This is a genomic window from Verrucomicrobiota bacterium (assembly GCA_016871495.1).
Classification (GTDB): Bacteria; Verrucomicrobiota; Verrucomicrobiia; order Limisphaerales; family VHDF01; genus VHDF01.
Map to the genome: position 1 here is coordinate 1 of VHDF01000200.1, position 1,728 is coordinate 1,728.

Annotated in this window: 2 protein-coding genes; both read right to left on the reverse strand. The window is 60.4% G+C overall.

Annotation, left to right across the window (positions count from 1 at the left end):
• Positions 1-316, reverse strand: a 316-nt coding sequence (locus FJ404_19840) for a hypothetical protein (protein MBM3825097.1), incomplete at its 3' end; no start/stop codon positions are given.
• Complete coding sequence (locus tag FJ404_19845; GenBank protein ID MBM3825098.1) at positions 316-1,515, reverse strand: glycosyltransferase; 1,200 nt, start codon at positions 1,513-1,515, stop codon at positions 316-318. The genes FJ404_19845 and FJ404_19840, both read right to left, overlap by 1 nt.
• Positions 1,516-1,728: the final 213 nt, after the last annotated feature.

Genomic DNA, 1,728 nt, shown 5'->3' on the forward strand with positions numbered 1-1,728 from the left:
ACAGCGTCGGAATGCCGAGCAGCTTCCCAATCAGCGTGAATGGAACGACCGGTCCGGCGCCGACGCTCACAATCAAATGCGGGCGGTATCGCCGCAGCAGGCGCCACGCCTCCCATAGATTGACCACAAACAACCAGTCCCGCTCGGAATGGCGGATGAAATGCGTCCGCCCTTGCATGTCCTCCGGCAGTAGCACCGGAGCGTTCAACACATAAAAGTGTTCATAGCGTTCGTACACGGGTTTCAGTGTGCGCACCTCCGTAAGGTGCCCCCCGCAGGAGGAGACGATGCAGATGGCGGGCAGGACGTGACCCATTACAATCCCCCCGGCGCATCGGCCAGCAAATGATAGCGCTCCAGTATCGCTCGGGCCACTGAGGTCCAGGAGAATTCCTGGCGCATCCACTCCCGTCCGCGCGCGCCCATCTCAGCAAGCGGCATGACCGCCATCCGTTCAAGCGCCTTCACCAGTGCCTCAGGATCGTTGTCCACCCACAATCCACACTGCATCTCTTCGACCCGCTTCCAGGGCGTATGGGTACTGGCGATCACCGGTACCCCGTGCGCCAGAGCTTCGGCCACCACAAGCCCGAAGTTCTCCGTGAACGATGGCAGAATCAAGATGTCCGCCTCCGCGAAGAGTGCTGTTTTTCGATGGCCGTCCACATGTCCCACGAATTGGACCTGCCCCGCCACGCCCTTCTCCTCGGTGCACGCCTTGAGTGAGCCTTCATAGCTCGAATGACCCGAGCCTGCGATGACAAGCGACCATCCCCGGTTCAGACGCCCCTGAACCATCCGGCACGCCTCAATCAAGTTTTCCACGCCCTTTTTGGGGTCCAGCCGACCGACGAACAGCAACCGCAACTGACCGCTCGATGGCGTTCGAGACACAGGCGCGGGCATGTCCACCCCATTGGGGATCATCACCGCTTTCAAGCCCGGCAATCTTAGGGCGCTTTCCGCGCCCTCCTCATGCGAGGTGACATGGAGAATTGCCCGTGCCGGAGCGACGATCCGACAGAAACGATCCCAGAGCGCCTTCAGCCAAACACGACGCGACTCCGGCCATCGTTGCAAGGCGCCGCGCGGCGACCACACCACAGGCTTTCCCAGCACTCGAGCGACCAACAGCGTCGGGATTGTCGTGAATGAATAGACGCCCGTCAAGTGAACAACGTCAGCCCAGCGAACCAACGGACCCAGCCGCCGCAAAAGTTCCCATGAAAATTCCCTGCCGGACGTCTTGGCACAATAGTACACGTCATACCCCGCCGGCATTTGCTCAGGCACCACCACAACGCTGAAGCGATCCCGCGCATTCGCCCCCGCACTGTCGGTCGTCAGGACTCGCAGATCGACCTGCTGAGCCAGCGCGTTGCACAAACCGTAGACGGACTGGATCGGCCCGCCAAAAAAGGTGGCAGGATAAAAAGTCGGCACCACATGCAAGATACGTAACTGCGGGGCATTCCCCTCACCAGCTACGGTTGCTCCCGGTCGGTCTGAAACCATTGCCCCGCTCACCGCATCAGTCCTCGGAGTACGAACCGCGTAGTACCACACCTCGAATCAAGCCGCCCCGACAATTCGAAGAAAACGCTGCGGACTTCGGTCATCTCGCCATGCTGGAGGAGGGCACAGTGAGGACAGAGGAAAAACGCGCCCCTCATCACATCGCTGCCTAAGCTTGACAGGGGGGAGCTTTCCCATTTATGAAAGCGCACA

Bases quoted from the DNA above. Each gene is read 5' to 3' on its own strand.
- FJ404_19845 (MBM3825098.1), bottom strand. From the start codon at position 1,515: ATGGTTTCAGACCGACCGGGAGCAACCGTAGCTGGTGAGGGGAATGCC.